Origin of the sequence: Bradyrhizobium nivariense (assembly GCF_029846695.2) — a bacterium.
GTDB lineage: Bacteria > Pseudomonadota > Alphaproteobacteria > Rhizobiales > Xanthobacteraceae > Bradyrhizobium.
The window spans coordinates 171,371-188,151 of record NZ_JARWCR020000005.1; the positions used below are offsets into that span (position 1 = coordinate 171,371).

16 protein-coding genes are annotated in these 16,781 nt (G+C 64.3%); 11 read left to right on the forward strand and 5 right to left on the reverse strand.

Annotated features, from left to right (window positions below):
- The 8 genes from QCM77_RS06840 (at position 1) to QCM77_RS06875 (ending at position 9,122) form a co-directional block, all read left to right on the forward strand.
- Entirely contained in the window at positions 1–381 is a 381-nt protein-coding gene (locus tag QCM77_RS06840; protein WP_279682517.1) for a hypothetical protein, read from the forward strand.
- 120 nt (positions 382–501) lie between these two features.
- Positions 502–1,254 (forward strand): DNA repair protein RecO, encoded by a 753-nt coding sequence (gene recO / locus QCM77_RS06845; protein WP_279682518.1) that lies wholly within the window; start codon positions 502–504, stop codon positions 1,252–1,254.
- A 99-nt stretch (positions 1,255–1,353) separates the two neighbouring features.
- Positions 1,354–1,629, forward strand: a complete 276-nt coding sequence (locus QCM77_RS06850; protein WP_279682519.1) for a hypothetical protein — start codon at positions 1,354–1,356, stop codon at positions 1,627–1,629.
- Positions 1,630–1,689: 60 nt separating this feature from the next.
- The gene (parC, locus tag QCM77_RS06855) at positions 1,690–3,948 is read left to right on the forward strand and encodes a DNA topoisomerase IV subunit A (RefSeq protein WP_279682520.1); all 2,259 of its coding nucleotides are present in this window, start codon (positions 1,690–1,692) and stop codon (positions 3,946–3,948) included.
- A 253-nt stretch (positions 3,949–4,201) separates the two neighbouring features.
- On the forward strand, positions 4,202–5,752 hold the full coding sequence (locus QCM77_RS06860; protein ID WP_279682522.1) for an ABC transporter substrate-binding protein: 1,551 nt from the start codon (positions 4,202–4,204) through the stop codon (positions 5,750–5,752).
- A 4-nt stretch (positions 5,753–5,756) separates the two neighbouring features.
- Positions 5,757–7,301 (forward strand): GMC family oxidoreductase, encoded by a 1,545-nt coding sequence (locus tag QCM77_RS06865; RefSeq protein ID WP_279682524.1) that lies wholly within the window; start codon positions 5,757–5,759, stop codon positions 7,299–7,301.
- Between the two features lie 1,100 nt (positions 7,302–8,401).
- On the forward strand, positions 8,402–8,791 hold the full coding sequence (locus QCM77_RS06870) for a nuclear transport factor 2 family protein (protein ID WP_279667608.1): 390 nt from the start codon (positions 8,402–8,404) through the stop codon (positions 8,789–8,791).
- A gap of 91 nt (positions 8,792–8,882) precedes the next feature.
- A complete protein-coding gene (locus tag QCM77_RS06875; protein WP_279667607.1) occupies positions 8,883–9,122 on the forward strand; it encodes a hypothetical protein in 240 nt (79 codons plus the stop codon).
- A gap of 151 nt (positions 9,123–9,273) precedes the next feature.
- Here the strand turns inward: QCM77_RS06875 and QCM77_RS06880 are convergent, their stop codons facing one another.
- From QCM77_RS06880 to QCM77_RS06890, 3 genes are all read right to left on the reverse strand, one after another.
- Positions 9,274–9,732, reverse strand: a complete 459-nt coding sequence (locus QCM77_RS06880; protein WP_279667606.1) for a hypothetical protein — start codon at positions 9,730–9,732, stop codon at positions 9,274–9,276.
- Between the two features lie 234 nt (positions 9,733–9,966).
- The gene (gene chrA / locus QCM77_RS06885) at positions 9,967–11,352 is read right to left on the reverse strand and encodes a chromate efflux transporter (protein ID WP_279682525.1); all 1,386 of its coding nucleotides are present in this window, start codon (positions 11,350–11,352) and stop codon (positions 9,967–9,969) included.
- Complete coding sequence (locus QCM77_RS06890; RefSeq protein ID WP_279682527.1) at positions 11,352–12,170, reverse strand: chromate resistance protein ChrB domain-containing protein; 819 nt, start codon at positions 12,168–12,170, stop codon at positions 11,352–11,354. The genes chrA and QCM77_RS06890 overlap by 1 nt, the downstream gene beginning before the upstream one ends.
- Positions 12,171–12,365: 195 nt before the next feature.
- On the opposite strand from QCM77_RS06890, the gene dmeF reads away from it, so the two are divergent.
- The 3 genes from dmeF to QCM77_RS06905 all read left to right on the forward strand — a co-directional run bounded on the left by dmeF (position 12,366) and on the right by QCM77_RS06905 (position 15,251).
- Positions 12,366–13,346, forward strand: coding sequence for a CDF family Co(II)/Ni(II) efflux transporter DmeF (gene dmeF / locus QCM77_RS06895; RefSeq protein ID WP_279682529.1), 981 nt, complete (start codon positions 12,366–12,368; stop codon positions 13,344–13,346).
- 82 nt (positions 13,347–13,428) lie between these two features.
- On the forward strand, positions 13,429–14,292 hold the full coding sequence (locus QCM77_RS06900) for an N-acyl homoserine lactonase family protein (RefSeq protein ID WP_279682531.1): 864 nt from the start codon (positions 13,429–13,431) through the stop codon (positions 14,290–14,292).
- A gap of 80 nt (positions 14,293–14,372) precedes the next feature.
- Positions 14,373–15,251: a DMT family transporter gene (locus QCM77_RS06905; protein ID WP_279682533.1), complete on the forward strand. Its 879-nt coding sequence runs from the start codon at positions 14,373–14,375 to the stop codon at positions 15,249–15,251.
- Here the strand turns inward: QCM77_RS06905 and QCM77_RS06910 are convergent.
- The gene (locus tag QCM77_RS06910; protein ID WP_279667600.1) at positions 15,248–15,439 is read right to left on the reverse strand and encodes a hypothetical protein; all 192 of its coding nucleotides are present in this window, start codon (positions 15,437–15,439) and stop codon (positions 15,248–15,250) included. The two genes, QCM77_RS06905 and QCM77_RS06910, sit on opposite strands and share 4 nt — an antisense overlap.
- Complete coding sequence (locus tag QCM77_RS06915) at positions 15,436–16,629, reverse strand: MFS transporter (protein ID WP_279682535.1); 1,194 nt, start codon at positions 16,627–16,629, stop codon at positions 15,436–15,438. Before QCM77_RS06915 ends, QCM77_RS06910 begins: the two co-directional genes overlap by 4 nt.
- Between the last annotated feature and the right edge of the window lie 152 nt (positions 16,630–16,781).

The window sequence follows — 16,781 nt, forward strand, 5'->3', positions numbered from 1 at the left end:
ATGAGCGTACCCAGCAACGTACGGCGCTTCGAAGCGCTGCTCTATGCATCGTTGATGCTGGATGCCCTGTCGGTCGCGGTGCAGGACCGCACGCCGAATGCCGAGATGACTGACCAGATGATCATGACGGCGACGCTGCTCGCCGGCGGCATGATCCTGCTGCTGGTCTATTTCGTCTGGCTCGCGGCGCGTTGGCGCAAGAACTGGCCGCGCTGGGTGCTGGCGGCGGCGCTCGTGCTGTCGGTGATCTCGCTCGGCCAGATCATGGGCGAAAAGGGCATGGAGCTCGACAGCGCCATCGAGATCGTCTCCTGCGTGCTGACGGCGATGGGATTGTATTTCTCGTTCCGCGGCGACGCGCAGGGCTGGTTCAACGCGTAAGGCTGCGTAGGGTGGATTAGCGGGGCGCAATCCCGCCTAGGGGTGCACACGTGTTTGGCGGATTACGCCTTCGGCCAATCCGCCCTACGATTGAAGACCGGAATCCGCTAGACTTCACCCATGGAATGGACCGACGAAGGCATCGTGCTGGGGGTGCGGCGGCATGGCGAGAGCAGCGCCATCGTCGAGCTGCTGACCCGCGCGCACGGCCGGCATCTCGGCCTCGTCCGCGGCGGCGCCGGCTCGCGGATGCGGCCGCTGCTGCAGCCCGGCAACAGCCTCAGCGTGGTGTGGCGGGCGCGGCTCGACGAGCATCTCGGCACCTATGCCATCGAAGGCCTCAAGCTGCGCGCGGCGACGCTGCTGGGATCATCCCACGGCGTCTACGGCGTTACTCATCTCGCCTCGATTGCGCGGTTGCTGCCGGAGCGCGATCCGCACGAGAACATCTTTGCACAGCTCGAACATTCGCTCGACGATTTCGACGACATCGGCAGCGCCGCCGTGCACGTGATCCATTTCGAGCTGGCGATGCTCGGCGAGCTCGGCTTCGGGCTGGCGCTGGACAACTGCGCGGTGACCGGGGAGACCACAGACCTGATCTATGTCTCGCCGAAGTCCGGCGGGGCGGTGTCGCGCGGGGCGGGCGAGCCGTGGCGGGACCGGCTGTTGCGGTTGCCGCCCTTCTTGCGGCATGGCGAAGCCGCGAGCGACGTCACCGACCAGGATCTCCAAGACGGCTTTCGGCTCACCGGCCTGTTCCTGCTGCGCCACGTGCTGGAGCCGCGCGGGCAGGGCCATTCCGACGCGCGGGCGGGCTTCATCAACGCGCTGACGCGACAGCAGGCGAAGGCCGCAGTTCCCGCGCCATGAGCATGGCGCGGCTCTGCATTGCCCTAATAAGGCCGGTCTTTCTGGAACGAAATCGGGTTTCCTGGACTTGCCGTCGGGGTTCCAACCGGGGATAGCCTCATGCTGATCAAGGGACTTGTGATATCGGCAGCGCTGATCGCGCTGGCGCCGGACGCACTCGCAGGTGAGCAACCGGGCGTCTTTCGCCGTGCCTCCTGCACCGTCGTCAGGTTCTATGTGGCCAAATATTCGGCTGCGGCAGCAGAGGCATGGGCCCGGTCCAAGGGGGCGAGCGAGGCCGAGATCGAGACGGCCCGGCGTTGCCTGACCAATGCGCCGGTGACGGCACAGGCCGAGACCCAATCGACCGTGACCGCCGGTTGGGCCGGGCAGTAGCCGCCCACAGGGAACCAATCCATCCTTGCCCGATTCGCTTCCACGGTTTAACCGGGCGGCATGGGAAAACGATTGATTCCGCCGGAGGAACCGGCCGAAATTCACGAGGTGCCGCTGCGTGAGGCGCTGGAAGAGCGCTATCTCGCGTACGCGCTCTCCACCATCATGCACCGCGCGCTGCCGGATGCGCGCGACGGCCTGAAGCCGGTGCACCGGCGCATCCTCTACGGCATGCGCCTGCTCCGGCTCGACCCCGGCACCAGCTTCAAGAAATCCGCAAAAATCGTCGGCGACGTGATGGGCTCGTTCCATCCGCATGGCGACCAGGCGATCTACGACGCCATGGTGCGTCTCGCGCAGGACTTCTCCTCGCGCTACCCGCTGGTCGACGGCCAAGGCAATTTCGGCAATATCGACGGCGATAATCCCGCCGCCTACCGCTACACCGAAGCGCGCATGACCGACGTCGCGCGGCTTCTGCTCGAGGGCATCGATGAGGACGGCGTCGAATTCCGTCCCAACTACGACGGCCAGTCGAAAGAGCCGGTCGTGCTGCCCGGCGGCTTCCCGAACCTGCTCGCCAATGGCGCGCAAGGTATCGCGGTCGGCATGGCGACCTCGATCCCGCCGCACAACGCCGCTGAGCTCTGCGACGCCGCGCTGCATCTGATCGAGAAGCCCGACGCGAAATCCAAGGCGCTGCTGAAATGGGTCAAGGGGCCGGATTTCCCGACCGGCGGCATCTGCGTCGATTCCAAGCAGGCGATCGCTGAAGCCTACACCACCGGCCGCGGCTCGTTCCGCGTCCGCTCCCGATGGGAGCAGGAAGAGGGCACACGTGGCACCTGGGTCGTCGTCGTCACCGAGATACCCTTTCTGGTGCAGAAGTCGCGCCTGATTGAGAAGATCGCCGAGCTGCTGGACCAGAAGAAGCTGCCGCTGGTCGGCGATATCAGGGACGAGTCGGCCGAAGACGTCCGTATCGTGATCGAGCCGAAGTCGAAGAATGTCGATCCCGCACTGATGATGGAATCGCTGTTCCGGCTGACGGAGCTCGAAAACAAGATTCCGCTGAACCTGAACGTGCTGATCAAGGGCCGCGTCCCCAAGGTGGTGGGACTTGCGGAGTGTCTGCGCGAATGGCTCGACCATCTGCGCGATGTGCTGATTCGGCGCAGCAACTACCGCAAGACGCAGATCGAGAACCGGCTCGAGGTCCTCGGTGGCTATCTGATCGCGTTCCTGAACATCGACGAGGTGATCAGGATCATCCGCACCGAAGACGAACCGAAGCCGGTTCTGATGAAGACGTTCAAGCTTACCGAAGTACAGGCCGAGGCCATCCTCGACATGCGGCTGCGTCGCTTGCGCAAGCTCGAAGAGATGGAAATCCGCACCGAGGACAAGAACCTCCGCAACGAGCTCAAGGGCATCAACGCGATCCTCGCGTCCGAGCCGGAGCAGTGGAAGAAAGTCGCCGAGCAGGTCGGCAAGGTTCGCGACATGTTCGGACCGAAGACCCCGCTCGGCAAGCGCCGCACCACCTTTGCGGACGCGCCCGAGCACGATCTCGCCGCCATGGAGGAGGCCTTGGTCGAGCGCGAGCCGGTGACCGTCGTCGTCTCCGACAAGGGCTGGATCCGCACCATGAAAGGCCATGTCGAGGATCTCTCGGGCCTCACCTTCAAGCAGGACGACAAGCTCGGTCTCGCCTTCTTCGCGGAGACGACCTCGAAGCTGCTGCTGTTTGCCACCAACGGCAAGTTCTACTCCCTCGATGTCGCCAAGCTTCCGGGCGGACGCGGCCACGGCGAGCCGATCCGCCTGTTCATCGACCTCGAGCAGGAGGCGGCTCCGGTCGCGCTGTTCGTCAACAAGGGCGGGCGCAAATTCCTGGTCGCGAGCCACGAGGGCCAGGGCTTTGTCGTCAACGAGGACGATTGCGTCGGCACCACCAAGAAGGGCAAGCAGGTCCTCAACGTCGACATGCCGAACGAGGCGCGCACCGTCACCGAGGTGCTCGGCGACACCGTCGCGGTCATCGGCGAGAACCGCAAGATGCTGGTGTTCCCGCTCGACCAGGTGCCGGAGATGGCCCGCGGCCGCGGCGTCCGCCTGCAGAAGTACAAGGATGGCGGCCTGTCCGACATTGCCGTGTTCGACGCCAAGGCGGGCCTGACCTGGAAAGACTCCGCGGGACGCGAATTCTCCGCGACGATGAAAGAACTCGCCGAGTGGAAAGGCACCCGCGCCGACGCCGGCCGTCTGCCGCCGAAGGGATTCCCGAAGTCGAACAAGTTCGGCAAGGTGATCGGGTAGGACGACTGCTCTCCCAACCACAGGTGTCATGCCCCGGCTTGACCGGGGCATCCAGTACGCCGCAGCTTTTCCGTATCGTTACACGGCCTCTGGAATACTGGATCGCCCGGTCAAGCCGGGCGATGACAGCGAAGATGTGATGCGCAAACGCGCGGCAGACAGCCGTGAGCGCATACGTGCTTCCTTCATGCGGCACGAACATTGCCTTTTCCTGGCGACTGCAAACGTTTCAGTCAAAACGGCAAAGGCACCAATGTCCAAACTGAAGGCTTTCATTCCGGCGCTGCTCGGGCTCGCGCTGGTTGCGCCGCCGGCGCATGCGGCTGGCAATCTCGTTGCGGTGCTCGAGGCGGAAATCGTCACGCTCGATCCGCATTTCTCCACGGCCTACATTTCGCGCACGTTCGGCTACATGGTGTTCGACACGCTGTTCGCGAAGGATTCGAAGGGCGAGATCAAGCCGCAGATGGTGCAGGACTGGAAAGTGTCGCCGGACGGGCTGACCTACGGTTTCACGCTGCGCGACGGCTTGAAGTGGCATGACGGCCAGCCGGTCACGGCGGCCGATTGCGTGGCCTCGCTGCGCCGCTGGGGCACCCGCAGTGCACTCGGCCGCCGCATCTTCGCGATCACGGCGTCGCTCGAGCCGGCGGACGTAAAAACCTTCGTGCTGACACTGAAGGAGCCGTCCGGTCTGGTCATCGACGCGCTCGGCAATCCCGTCAGCCCGGTCGCCTTCATGATGCCCGAGCGTATTGCCAGGACGCCCGGCGACCAGCGCATCGCCGAGATCGTCGGCTCCGGCCCGTTCGTCTACAGCAAGGCCGATCACCGCACCGGCGATCGCATGATCCTGAAGAAGTTCACCGACTATGTGCCGCGTCCCGAGCCTGCCGACTTCCTCGCCGGCGGCAAGCGCGTCAACGTCGACACGCTCGAGATCCGCGTCATTCCCGATGGTGCGACCGCCGCTTCCGCGCTGCAGGCCGGCGAAGTCGATTTCATGCAATACGCGCCGTTCGATCTGCTGCCGACCATGGAAAAGAACTCACGGGTCAAACTCGTCAATTTCACCGGCGGCAACATGTTCGCAGGCGCCTATCGCCTCAACGCCGCATCGAAACCGTTCGACGATCCGGAAATTCGCCGCGTGCTGTGGAAGCTGGTCGATCAACGCGAGGTGCTGGACGCACTCGGCCTCGACGCCAAATACGCCGCGCCTTGCGCGACTTACTTCACCTGCGGCACCACCTATGACAGCAAGGCCGGCACGGAAGCCGCCGCCAAGCCGTCGATCGAGGCGGCGAAGGCCGCGCTGAAGGCGACGAAATATGCCGGCGAGCCGGTGGTCGTGATGGAAGCCAACGATCTCGAAGCCCCGCGCGTCTCGGCGCAGGTGCTGGCCGAGCGGCTGAAGCAGGCCGGATTCAACGTCGACCTCCAGGTGATGGACTGGGCGAGCGTGCTGGCGCGCCGCGCCAAGAAGGAAGGCTGGAGCGTCTATGGCGTTCACGCCGGCGGTTTTGACCTCGGCTCGCCGCTGACCAACGTCATGGTCGCCTTCAATTGCGCCGATTTCACCGGCTGGCAGTGCGACGCGCGCATCACGCCGCTGATGGAGGCCTTTGCCAAGGCGCCCGCCGAGGCGGATCGCAAGAAGATCGCAGGCGAGATCCAGACCGTCATGTACGATCAGGCACCCGCTATACCGTGGGGCCAATTCGCCCAGCCTGCCGCCTATCGCGCCGGTTTGCGCGGTCTGATACCGTCCGCCATCCCGGTTTTCTGGAACGTTGAGAAGTAGCGCGATGTACGATGTCATTGTTGTCGGCGGCGGCTCAGCCGGCGCCGCTGTCGCGGCACGGCTCTCCGAAGATCCCGCACGGCGCGTCCTGCTGCTGGAGGCGGGTCTCGACTGGCGCGCCGACGAGGCGCCATGGGAGGTGATGACGCCGAATCCCATCCCGATCATCCACAAGCGCGAGTATCAGGAGAAATGGCAGTGGCCTGATCTTCTGACGCGCCGTGTGGCGGGGCAGGAGCCGCGCTTCTATTGGCGCGGCAAGGGGCTCGGCGGCTCGTCGATGATGAACGGTCAGATCGCGATCCGCGGCGTCGCCGATGCGTTCGATGAATGGGCCGCCAATGGCTGCACCGGCTGGTCCGCGAAAGACGTGATGCCGTTGTTCTCGGTGATCGAGGATGATCTGGAATTCGGCGACGCCGTGGGCCACGGACGTGGCGGACCGCTGCCGGTCTATCGCGCGCCTCCGGAAAAATGGGGCCCGATCGATCGCGGCTTGCGCGATGCGGCGCTGACGAGCGGCTATCTCTGGTGCGCCGACGTCAACGGCCCGGACGGCGAGGGCGTCGCCTGCTATCCCATCAACAGCCGCGACAGCCGCCGCATCACCACCAATGAGGGTTATCTCGAGCCCGCGCGCGGCCGCGCCAATCTGGAAATTCGCGGGCATGCGCCGGTCGATCGCGTGCTGATCAGCGACGGCCGGGCGACCGGCCTTCGTGTTCACATCGAGGGGCAGGGCACCAGTGAGATCAGCGCGCGCCAGATCGTGCTCTGCGCCGGCGCCATCCACAGTCCTGCGATCCTGCTGCGCTCGGGCATCGGGCCTGCGGATGAGTTGAAGGCGATGGGGATCGCGGTCGAGCGCGACCTGCCGGTCGGCAAGCACTTCTTCGATCATCCGCTGTTCCGAGCCACGATCCAGCTCCACGAAAATCTGCGGCCGACCGATCCGGACACCCGCCACACCAATTGCTGCGTGACCTATTCGTCGGGCCTCGCCGATGGCGGCAAGCGCGACATGATCCTGATCGCCTTCAACCACCGCGGCATCGGCGTATCAGGAGCGATCGGCGCCGGGCTGTTCAACGCGTATTCTCGTGGAACGCTGAAATTGGCCTCGATCGACCCCGCGATCGATCCTGTTGTCGAGGAGAACATGCTGGCCGATCCCCGCGACATGCTGCGCATGAAGGATGCGGTGAAACGGCTGGCCGTGATCACCGCCCAGCCGGCGTTATCAGGCATCGCCGACTGGATCAGGCTGACCGACACCGATCTGACGCTGCCGCAGGCTGCGGCCTTGCCGGATCACGAGCTCGACGCGCTGCTGCGCCGTGAAACCGGCGACATCCAGCATGCCGCCGGCAGCTGCCGCATGACCGGCGTTGGGGATGCCGACGGCGTGGTCAATCCTGACGGCACGGTGAAGGGTATTTCCGGCTTGCGCGTCGCCGACGCTTCGATCATGCCGTCGGATTGCCGGGCCAACACCCACTTCACGACGGTGGTGATCGGGGAAGCCATCGCGCGGATGATGCTGCGTTAGCTGTCACAACACAGGTGTCATGCCCCGCGAACGCGGGGCATCCAGTACTCCGAGGCGCTAGTGGGTTCGCACAATGCCCGCCGCGGAGTACTGGATCGTCCGCCTTCGCGGACGATGACACCGAGATGCGGCTAGACTAGCCCGCCGTTCCGATACACGTTTCAAACAGCGGGCAAGAGCTCGCGTTCTCGCGGCGCCTTTCGCCCGAGTTTTGTCTCTCGCGGCGCCCACGCAGAGACAAGGGCGCAGGGAAGGCCGGGCGCCGGCTGGCACCCGAGATCCGTGCGCTACGAAAAATGCACACGGGGTGGACCACAGGTTTCGCCGGATCGCCCGGCCTTCCCTGCGCAATGGTTTTAACGGTGTCCTTCGTGCTCTCCCCGGGGAGCGATGCACTATTGCCCCCGTCGCCATGCAGATGACTGATGCGCGCGCCCGGTCGGGCCGCCACATCACCGCAGGACTTGACGCACAGACCCCGGGCGTCAGGACCACACGACTTCTTCGTCCGCGCACGTCTTCGCTGGGACTTCGAGTGCTGGCGTGTGCTCACGCCCGAAGCCATGCGAAGACGCTGTCGGCGCCGTGTCGTAGGCGCGAAGGCGATCGCTCACAGCCGAAGCCGCCCTGCAATGCCTGTTACGCCCGACGCCGTCGCGTCCATCGCTGCCCAGCCCGCGGTTCGTGACGATCGCGATCCGCCCCTTGTCTCGGGCCAGGGTGGCTCGTGTGTACGACAAATCCGAATTTCGGTAAAGAGGAATATTTCTGCGGGCGGGGGTTGACATGCGAGGTGGAGAATTGCGCGGGTGTTTTGCCCGACGGGTCATTGTCGGCTTGTGACCCAGGCGGCCTGGACCCTGAGCGGACATTCAACAGAAGCCTCGAAATTCCATCACGGAACTCTGGCCAAGCGCGCGCAGCGAGAGCCCGGAACGATTTTTACCGAAGGTTGTTGAGGCTCAAGTTATCTGATGTCGCTTCTATCCGGGCATGAGGCCAGCAAGGGAGGGCACTTCGTCCAGCTTGAGGCCCCCGAGCTCTTTGTTGAGGAGTTGCGGTCGGCCTTCGTTCGGTCGAACTCTAAAAGGAAAGATGGCATGACGAAAAGCACGCTCGATTTGGCACGTGCCAGGTTAAAGGCATACGTCCATAAGGATCGGACAGCGATCGAAGCGCTTCTTGCGGACGATTATCACTTCTCAAGTCCAATCGACAATGAGTTGGATCGTGCGACTTATCTGCGCCGCTGCTGGCCCAACAGCGAAAAAACCAGTTCGTTCGATGAAGTCATCGCGACCGATGATGGAAACCGAGCAGTCATCGTCTATGAGGCAGCTGCTGCAGGAGGTCACAGGTTTCGTAATTGTGAGGTAACCACCGCTCGCGGAGACAAGATCGTTCGGGTGGAAGTCTACTTTGGATGGGATATGCCTCACAAAGCTCCGAAGGGCGGCTTTATCGAAAATGACGGCGAGGGTCACGCTTAGCAGGATGCCGGTCGAGCTAGCATCAACAACGCGGCTTTGGCATTTGTCCTTGTTGGGGCAGCGCCGACGATTTTCGTGCTGATGCGTCGCCATGGTTCACCAACCTCAGTACGAGTACGAGGATGACGTTGACACTCTCGCGGAGAGCGCCGGACAACTTGCAATTCAGGCACTCGCGGACTTTGGACTGATGGAAATTGTTGACAGCCGCTTTGGGCGCTGGACGGAAGCGGGTAAGAAGTTGTCCGAAGAAATCGGGTATGTGAAGCACAAGCCGACAGCCTATCCCGGTTCAATCAGATTGACCGGAAGGTCTGAGCCAGAAAAATGAAAGCCCGATGTCCGGTTGTGGCCCTAATGCGAAGTGTCGGATAGGGCCGAGCTTGTCCGAGGACAAGAGTAGACCGAAAGTGACCGTTCGAGCGTCAAGACGCCGCTTTGACCCTTTTCGGAAGTCATGTGGTCGATGCGCGCAACTCCCATTATTTTTCTGGCGCAAAATCCTGGTTGGTCAGTGGAGACGCGATTGGACGCTGAATGCGTATAAACGGCTTGCTGGCTCCCGCGTGGCAGCTATTGCAGCCGCCGGTAAGCTCATCGAAGGCGGCCGTAAATTTGGTACTGCTCTTTGCTCTAACGGCCTTTTCAAGCTCCTCTATGCGTGGATCGATGATGGTCTTGATCATCTCAGCGACAGGGATGCCATCATGGGTTGGAAAAAGCCTTGCGGCGTCCTCTAAGCCTTCCTTGATCTCGTCGATCTCATAAGCAGCGAGGTCCCAGTTATTTTGTTTTCCAGCAAACCATAGCTTGGCGTGGCGAAGCTGCGTAGCTGTCATGAATTCGCCAAGGCCCGGTTGGTAGGGCTCTTTTGCTGGCTGCGCGGCTGCGAACATTACCGAAGCAATAAGCGCAATGGTGGCAGTGACTATCCACTTCATTCGTGGTCTCCCGAGAGATGGCAATTGGCCAATTCCCCAGGCATAGCTCAGGCTATCCAATTCGGGAAGAAAGCACATTCATCTTTGGCTGCCTGACACCGCGAGCCCTCACTTTGATTGATGTGCGATGATGACCGCTTCTGGCGCTTCTGCGACATGAGGCAATGCCGCTGCTTTGCCGCTGTTGAGAGTTGAGCGGACCTGGGTCGGCCAATCGTCCAATGAGAACGAGCTTCAGATCACCCCCACCATCCGTAGCGCCAGGCCGGCGGCACACGAGCCCGCCAGCACCGTCAGCATTCCCAGCTTGAACCGGAAGATCGCAGTTGCGGCCGCGATCGACAGCACCAGCGCGGGGACATCGACGCTCGTCAGTACCGGCATGTCGAAGGCAAACGGGAAGCCGTGCACCGGGACGGTCTCGCGGAACAGCGTGTGCAGCGCGAACCAGATCGAGAGGTTGAGAATCACCCCGACGACGGCGGCCGTGATCGCGCTGAGCGCGCCGGCGAGGCCCTTGTTGCCGCGCAGCAGTTCGACGTAAGGGGCGCCGACAAAAATCCAGAGGAAGCAGGGCGTGAACGTGACCCAGGTTGCGAGCAGTCCGCCATACGTTGCCGCCAGCATCGGCGAAAGGCCGTCCGGATCGCGGTAGGCGGCCATGAAGCCCACGAACTGGAGCACCATGATCAGCGGGCCTGGCGTGGTCTCGGCCATGCCGAGACCGTCGAGCATCTCGTGCGGCTTGAGCCAGTGATAATGCTCGACCGCCTGCTGGGCGACATAGGCCAGCACGGCGTAAGCGCCGCCGAAGGTGACCAGCGACATTTTCGAGAAAAACAGGGCGATCTGGCTGAACACGTTGGCTTGGCCAAGAGCGAGCAACAGCGCGATCACCGGCACCAGCCAGAGCGCCAGCCACAGCGCACCGACGCGAATCGTGCGGGCTGTGTTGGGTCGGACGTGATCGGGCACGGCTTCGCCGAGCATGCTGTCGACCAAGGCGCTGCTGCCGCCGGGGCCGTGACCGGCCGGCGCGAATTCCGGACGGCCCTGCCTGGCGCCGATATATCCGATTACGCCGGCGGCGATGATGATGATCGGGAAGGGGACCGCGAAGAAGAAAATGGCGATGAAGGCGATCGCGGCGAGCGCGATCATGATGCGGCTCTTCAGCGCGCGCTTGCCGACGCGCACCACGGCCTCGACGACGATGGCGAGCACGGCGGCCTTGAGCCCGAAGAACAGCGCCTCGACGAAGCTGACATTGCCGAAGGCGGCATAGACGTAGCTGAGGCCCATGATGGCGATGATGCCGGGCAGGATGAACAGCCCGCCCGCCATCAGCCCGCCGGCGGTGCGATGCATCAGCCAGCCGATATAGGTTGCAAGCTGCTGCGCCTCCGGTCCCGGCAGCAGCATGCAGTAGTTCAGCGCATGCAGGAAGCGGCCTTCCGAGATCCAGTTCTTCTCCTCGACCAGGATGCGGTGCATCACCGCGATCTGGCCCGCGGGCCCGCCAAAACTCAGGCAGGCGACACGGAGCCAGACGCGAAAGGCTTCACTGAAGCTGATGCCGTGACCGGCATCAGCTTCTGCTTGGAGATTGCGAGTATCCATTACGCCTTCGCCTTGTTGGTCGGCCAGTTGTGGGTCTCAGCCGTGGCGTCGCGGCACCAGCGGTAGAACGCGTCGTAGAGCAGCATGCCGGCTTCGAGCTGTTCGAGATCGTCGTCATACATCCGCGACAGCCCGAGCGAGGCCGCGAGCAGGCCGGGGGCTTCCGGCGCGAGGTCGGGCCGTGCGGTGTCGGCGCCGCGCACCAGCGTTGCCAGCCGGAGCAGCGCCGGCGCGGCAATCCCGAACTCCTCGATCATGACGTCGAAGGTGCAGAACTCGCCGCGATGGCTCCAGAACACGTTCTCGATGTCGAAGGGGGCTGCGTTGAAGCGCTCGCCGACGGCGACCACTTCGGAGGGTGCGACGAACAGGAACACCGCATTGGGGTCGACGAAGCGGCGGATCAGCCAGGGGCAGGCGATGCGGTCGACCTTGGGCCGCGCCCGCGTCACCCACACGGTGCGCCCCTTGGCATCGCGCGGCGGCAGCTTGCGGGTGTCGACAAGCGGCAGCTTCGCCGCTTTCCAGCCCTCGAAACCGCCCTCCAGCGTCTCGGCCTGGACGCCGAGCTGGCGGAGCCAAGCCGCGGTGCCCTGCGCGAGCTTTTCGCCGCGCAGGCAGGAAACGATCGCGGAACGGCCAGCAAATTCGCTGCCCCAGTCCGGAACGTTGCTGTGGCTGAGCTTGATCGAGCCGGGGATCAGTCGCGGGTCGGCGGCAAAATCCTCGTCGGTGCGGACGTCGATCAGGGCAGGGGCGTTCGCCGTGCCGATCAGCCGTGCCAATTTGTCAGATGATATCGTCGTGTAGGAAGACATGATGCGCCCTCGTAAAAAACAACGGGACGCGATACTTGGGCATGTCGCCTCGTGGGGAGATCGCTCAAATCCCCATAGACTTCATTACACCGAAACGGCACCGACCTGTCAATCGGCTCGTTTCGCCGATTTTGTCCGGAGACCCCGCAGGTCTATATTGCGGGTCAACCGACCAGACCTTTCCGGAGAATTTCGATGCATTCCCATTCCGTCGAACAATGGACCCATGACCACGCCTTTCTGGGCGACAAGCACGACGAGAACGAGCGGCGCACCTGGCTCGTTGTCGTCCTGACGCTGGTCATGATGGTCGGCGAGATCGTCGCCGGCTCGCTGTTCGGCTCGATGGCGCTGCTCGCCGACGGCTGGCACATGGGCACGCATGCGGCGGCGCTGGGGATTGCCGCGTTCGCCTATCGCTTTGCGCGGCGGCACCTCGGGAACTCGCACTTCACCTTCGGCACCGGCAAATTCGGCGATCTCGCCGCCTTCGCCAGCGCGATCATCCTCGGCCTGATCGCGGTCGAGATCGCCTATGAGAGCGTGCTCCGGCTGTTCACGCCGGTGCCGATCGTCTATGGCGAGGCGATTGCGGTCGCTGTCCTTGGGCTTTGCGTCAACCTCGCCAGTGCGTGGCTCTTGCGCGACAGCCACGATCACCACCATCACGGCCATGCGCATGATGACCATGAGCATCATGATCATGATCATGACCATGATCACCACCACCACCATCACCACCACCACCATCACCACGACAACAATCTCCGCGCCGCCTACGTCCACGTCATCGCGGATGCGGCGACCTCGGTGCTGGCGATCGCCGCGCTCGCCGTTGCGATGTATTCCGGCTGGGTCTGGGCCGATCCGGCCGTCGGCCTGATCGGCAGTGCCGTGATCGCAAGCTGGGCGTTCGGCCTGATCAAGACATCAGGCGCGGTCCTGCTCGACGTGCGCGCCGACGAGAAGCTCGAGCGGGTGATCCGGGCGCGCATGGAGATCGGCGACGACCGCGTCACCGACCTGCATCTCTGGCAGGTCGGCCCCGGCCATTGTGCCGTGCTGCTGTCGGTGGTGTCGGACCAGCCGAAGCAGCCGGCCGTCTACAAGAGGCGGCTCGCCGGGTTAAAGGGGCTGAGCCACGTCACGGTCGAGGTCGAGACCTGCCCGCATTGACGATGGCTTTACGGGAATTCTGCGAACTGGCCGGGGTTGATCCTCGGTCACAGCCGACATGGCTGCAAGGGAGGAACGAATGATGCCAAGGATCAAAAGGATCAAAAGGATCAAAAGGATCAAAAGGATCAAGCTCGCTCTCGCCATCGCTGCACTCGTTCTGTCCGGTCATGCGGCGCTGGCGCAGTCCGAAAAGGCCGGCGTCGAAAAGCTCTACGTGCTCAATTGCGGGGAGGGCACCGCCGGCGACATCTCGCGCTGGACGCCCGGCCTGAACGAGGGCAAGACGATGGACTTCGTCGACAGCTGCTACCTCATCAGGCACACCAAGGGCTGGTTCCTGTGGGACACCGGCATCGCCGACGCAGTCGCCGCGATGCCGAATGGACTTACGCCCGCTGATCCCAAGGCCGTGACCTGGCGGCGGCCGAAGACGCTTGCCGCCCAGCTCGAACAGCTCGGCGTCAAGCCTGGCGACGTCAAGGTGATGGCCGTCTCGCACACCCATCCCGATCACACCGGCAATGTCGAGCTGTTCCCGCAGGCCACGCTCTATGTGCAGAAGGCCGAATATGACTGGCCAGGCGCCAACAACGAGCCGCGCTTCAAGCCGTCGCATCCAGTCGAGCTGCTTGCGGGCGACAAGGACGTGTTCGGCGACGGCAGCGTGACCATCCTGTCGACGCCCGGCCATACCCCGGGACACCAGTCGCTGCTGGTGAAGCTGCCGAAGACCGGCGCAGTGGTGCTGTCCGGCGATGCCGTCCATTTCAAAGACAATTGGGACAACCGCCGCGTGCCCAGCATGAACGCCAACAAGGACCAGAGCGCGGCCTCGATGCAGAAGATCGCCGACACGCTGGCTAAGGAGAAGGCGCAGCTCTGGATCAACCACGACAAGGCCCAGCGCGACAGCCAGAAGATGGCGCCGGAGTTTTACGACTGAGGCCCGCGCAGATGCTGCTGCCATGATGGTGGCAGCAGCGCCGTGCTAGGGCCCGCTAGACTCCGCGACGGGGGATCATCGTGGGCGAGTGGGCCGGGGTCGCGATCGCACTGGTGTCGAGCAGTCTCGGCGGCACGGCTGCGGCGATCACCCGCTATCTCGTCGGCGGCGCCGATCCGATCTTGCTCGCGGTCCTGCGCTGGGGAATCGGGTTTCTCTGCCTGCTGCCGTCTGCGTTGATGCTCGGCGTGCGCTGGCCGCAGCGCTCCGACTGGCCGGCCGTGGCGCTGCTCGGCATCTGCTTCTTCGGGCTGTTCTTCATCCTCTACAACATCGCGGTGTCCTACACGACCGCGGCGCGGGCCAGTCTCGCGCTGGCGACGCTGCCGCTCCACACCATGGTGGTCGGCGCGATCCTCGGCGTGGAGCGGCTGACGGCGCGCAAGATCGTGGGTGTCGGCATCGCGGTGCTCGGCGTGGCGGCGGCGCTGGCCGCGGGCCTGGCGCAAAGCCCGCCAGGGGCCTGGCGCGGCGAGCTGATCATGACCGGCGCCGTGTTCTGCATGGCGTTCTACAATGTATGGTCGCGCCCCCTGATGCAGCGCTCGAGCCCGCTCGGCTTTCTCACGGTCGGCATGGGCGCGGGCGCCGCCGTGCTGGTGCTGGCGGGTTTCGTGAAGGGCAGCTTTGCAGCGCTTGATCACTTCACGATGGGGCAGTGGATTGCCGGCATTTATCTAGGCATTGGCGGCGGCGCGCTCGCCTTCATCCTCTGGGTCATGGCACTGGCGCGGGCAACGCCGACCCGCGTCGCCAATACGATGACGGTCAACCCGATCGCCGCCACCTTGCTCGCCGCATTGCTGATCGGCGAGCCGGTCACGCCCAATCTTCTGATCGGGTTGATCGCGGTGTTCGCCGGCATCTGGATCGCGACCGGCGAAGCGAAGACGGCCTAGCTGCGCGGTGCGGTCACTGCGGGCGGGCTCGCTTCCGGCGTCTTCTTCGGCTTCAGCATGCCGGCGTAGAACGAAAGCAGCCAAACAAGGATGATGACGAGGAGATAGACACCCCAGGCCTGCGGCGGCGTGGTCGCCCAACGCAAGAGGCCTTTGAATGTGCGGGGCGGGCTTGTGTCTTCGGTCATGTTCCGCTTGTGCGCGAAAGCTCCGGCGTGGTCAATTCCGGCCGCGGTTCCGCGCGGATCAGGAACAGCGCGGCCAGCGCCGAGAGGCTGAGCGCGGACGAGACGATCAGCACCCTGGCTCCCATGACGTCGATGAGGAGGCCGAAGGCCAGCGGCGCCACGGCCTGCGCCATCCGTGCCGGGGCGCCGATGATTCCGAGGCGGTAGCCGAAATCCTTCGGGCCGAAGATCGAGAGCGGCAGCGTGCCGCGCGCGATGGTCAGGATTCCGTTGCCGGAACCGTGGAACAGCGCAAACGCGCTCGCCGCGGCGCCGCCGAAGATCGCCACGACCACCGCGCCGATCGGGTGGGTGAGGCAGGCGAGCCGCGTCGACCACAGCGGATGAAAGCGGCTGAGGAAGCCCGCTTCCAGAATCCGCGCGGCCACTTGCGCGGGGCCGATCAGCGCACCGGCCGCGATCGCCTCGACCGGCGTCGCGCCGGTTGTCTCCAGGATGCGCGGGAAATGCGCGGCCATCGCGCCGGTGACGGTCCAGACCGCGGCGAAGATGAAGGCGAGCAGGATCATGGTGCGGTCGAGCGGCAAATGCGGCTTTGCCGCTGTCGCTGCGGCCTGCCTGGCGCCCTTGATCGCCGGGAGCATAAAGAAATTCAGCGGCAGGCCGATCAGGATGTTGGCGGCCGCCCAGGCGAAGCAGGTGTCGCGCCAGCCGATATGGGCGAGGCCCCAGGCGGTGAGCGGCCAGCCGACGGTCGAGGCAAAGCCCGCCATCAGCGTGATGCCGGTGATGGGCCTGCGCGCCTCGGTGCCGTAGATGCGGCCGAGTCCGGCGAAGGCGGCGTCATAGAGCCCCATCGCCATGCCGATGCCGAGCACCAGCCAGGCAATCGCCATCACCGCCACCGATTGCGAGACGCCGAGCAGGATGAGGCCGGCGGCGATCGTCAGGTTCGAAACCGAGAGGACCTGCCGGCCGCCGACGAGATCGATCTGTCGCCCGATGCGCGGGCCGAGCAGTGCCGAGATCACCAGCGAGGCCGAGAACGCGCCAAAGATCCAGTTGGAGGAGACCCCGAGGTCGCGCGCCATGGGATCGGCGAGCAGCGCCGGCAGATAATAGCTCGAGGCCCAGGCCAGGGTCTGCGTGGTGCCGAGCGCCAGGATGATCGGAAGCTGGCGCTGGCTCATCCGCGCGTGCGTCCGATTCTGGCCGACAAAGTCATCATCGCCGGCATTTGCCGCCCGCGTAGTGGATGCGTCAACCGCGGCCACGGCATGTTCGACCTGCAAGGGACGGGAGCCTTGCGCACGGCCCGCGCGTGGCTTGCGCCTTTCGCTCG

Excerpts from the sequence above, each read along its gene's own strand:
- QCM77_RS06850 (WP_279682519.1), top strand. The coding sequence starts at position 1,354 with ATGCTGATCAAGGGACTTGTGATATCGGCAGCGCTGATCGCGCTGGCG.
- recO (WP_279682518.1), top strand. The coding sequence starts at position 502 with ATGGAATGGACCGACGAAGGCATCGTGCTGGGGGTGCGGCGGCATGGC.
- QCM77_RS06880 (WP_279667606.1), bottom strand. The coding sequence starts at position 9,732 with ATGAAGTGGATAGTCACTGCCACCATTGCGCTTATTGCTTCGGTAATG.
- dmeF (WP_279682529.1), top strand. The coding sequence starts at position 12,366 with ATGCATTCCCATTCCGTCGAACAATGGACCCATGACCACGCCTTTCTG.
- QCM77_RS06875 (WP_279667607.1), top strand. The coding sequence starts at position 8,883 with ATGGTTCACCAACCTCAGTACGAGTACGAGGATGACGTTGACACTCTC.
- QCM77_RS06900 (WP_279682531.1), top strand. The coding sequence starts at position 13,429 with ATGCCAAGGATCAAAAGGATCAAAAGGATCAAAAGGATCAAAAGGATC.
- QCM77_RS06860 (WP_279682522.1), top strand. The coding sequence starts at position 4,202 with ATGTCCAAACTGAAGGCTTTCATTCCGGCGCTGCTCGGGCTCGCGCTG.
- QCM77_RS06910 (WP_279667600.1), bottom strand. The coding sequence starts at position 15,439 with ATGACCGAAGACACAAGCCCGCCCCGCACATTCAAAGGCCTCTTGCGT.
- parC (WP_279682520.1), top strand. The coding sequence starts at position 1,690 with ATGGGAAAACGATTGATTCCGCCGGAGGAACCGGCCGAAATTCACGAG.
- QCM77_RS06870 (WP_279667608.1), top strand. The coding sequence starts at position 8,402 with ATGACGAAAAGCACGCTCGATTTGGCACGTGCCAGGTTAAAGGCATAC.
- QCM77_RS06890 (WP_279682527.1), bottom strand. The coding sequence starts at position 12,170 with ATGTCTTCCTACACGACGATATCATCTGACAAATTGGCACGGCTGATC.
- chrA (WP_279682525.1), bottom strand. The coding sequence starts at position 11,352 with ATGGATACTCGCAATCTCCAAGCAGAAGCTGATGCCGGTCACGGCATC.
- QCM77_RS06865 (WP_279682524.1), top strand. The coding sequence starts at position 5,757 with ATGTACGATGTCATTGTTGTCGGCGGCGGCTCAGCCGGCGCCGCTGTC.
- QCM77_RS06915 (WP_279682535.1), bottom strand. The coding sequence starts at position 16,629 with ATGAGCCAGCGCCAGCTTCCGATCATCCTGGCGCTCGGCACCACGCAG.
- QCM77_RS06840 (WP_279682517.1), top strand. The coding sequence starts at position 1 with ATGAGCGTACCCAGCAACGTACGGCGCTTCGAAGCGCTGCTCTATGCA.